The organism is Paenibacillus sp. Y568, assembly GCF_059445545.1.
Genome location: NZ_JCAIUM010000063.1, coordinates 1 through 939 on the forward strand (window position 1 = coordinate 1; position 939 = coordinate 939).

Genomic DNA, 939 nt, shown 5'->3' on the forward strand with positions numbered 1-939 from the left:
CAGCCGCCGAAGGTGGGGTAGATGATTGGGGTGAAGTCGTAACAAGGTAGCCGTATCGGAAGGTGCGGCTGGATCACCTCCTTTCTATGGAGAATCGTTTCCTGCAACGGAAACATTCATATAGTAGTCAAGATAAGACTTGTAGGCCATAGAGCCTGCGAATATTTCCTCACTCGTTGTCAGTTTTGAAAGAGCAATTTTCTTTCAGCACTGCGTTTGGTAGCGATAGCGGAGGGGTTCCACACGTACCCATCCCGAACACGACCGTTAAGTCCTCCAGCGCCGATGGTACTTGGACCGCAGGGTCCTGGGAGAGTAGGACGCTGCCAAGCGCAACCCTTGTGGGTTTATCCCATGAGTGTTTTTTATTGATTAGGGCCCTTAGCTCAGTTGGTTAGAGCGCACCTCTGATAAGGGTGAGGTCGGTGGTTCGAGTCCACCAGGGCCCACCATGTAATTTCATATCCCATTATGGGGCCTTAGCTCAGCTGGGAGAGCGCCTGCCTTGCACGCAGGAGGTCAGCGGTTCGATCCCGCTAGGCTCCACCATATTATGTTTAACTTGATCCTTGAAAACTAGATAACGAACGAATTTGCAATGAAGAAACAAACATTAAAGATGTTTTTTAAAATTGGTATTCATCAATTTTAAATTCATCACTTTTTATCTAAGTTTGGTTAACTTGTTAACTCAAACAAAGTGTAAAAGTAGCAACCGACTATCCGATTTATCGGATACAGGTTAATTGATATGCGAGTGTTTGGATTTTGTAGCGACTTTGGCTTTGAATGGACCTTCAAGTAGGCTTGCCTAACGGGAAGTCATTCAAAACAAGCGGAGTGAAAAAAGACAAATAGGAGCATGATGGTTAAGCTACTAAGAGCACACGGAGGATGCCTAGGCGCTAGGAGTCGATGAAGGACGTGGCGAACAACGAA

Annotated in this window: 2 tRNA genes and 2 rRNA genes; all 4 read left to right on the forward strand. The window is 46.3% G+C overall.

Features of this window, described 5'->3' with window-relative positions:
* A 16S ribosomal RNA gene (locus AC1D7X_RS25790) occupies positions 1–84 on the forward strand; the annotation flags it as partial.
* Positions 85–215: 131 nt separating this feature from the next.
* Positions 216–332, forward strand: a 5S ribosomal RNA gene (gene rrf, locus AC1D7X_RS25795).
* A 43-nt stretch (positions 333–375) separates the two neighbouring features.
* Positions 376–452, forward strand: a tRNA-Ile gene (locus tag AC1D7X_RS25800).
* Between the two features lie 21 nt (positions 453–473).
* Positions 474–549 (forward strand) — tRNA-Ala (locus AC1D7X_RS25805).
* Positions 550–939 lie beyond the last annotated feature (390 nt).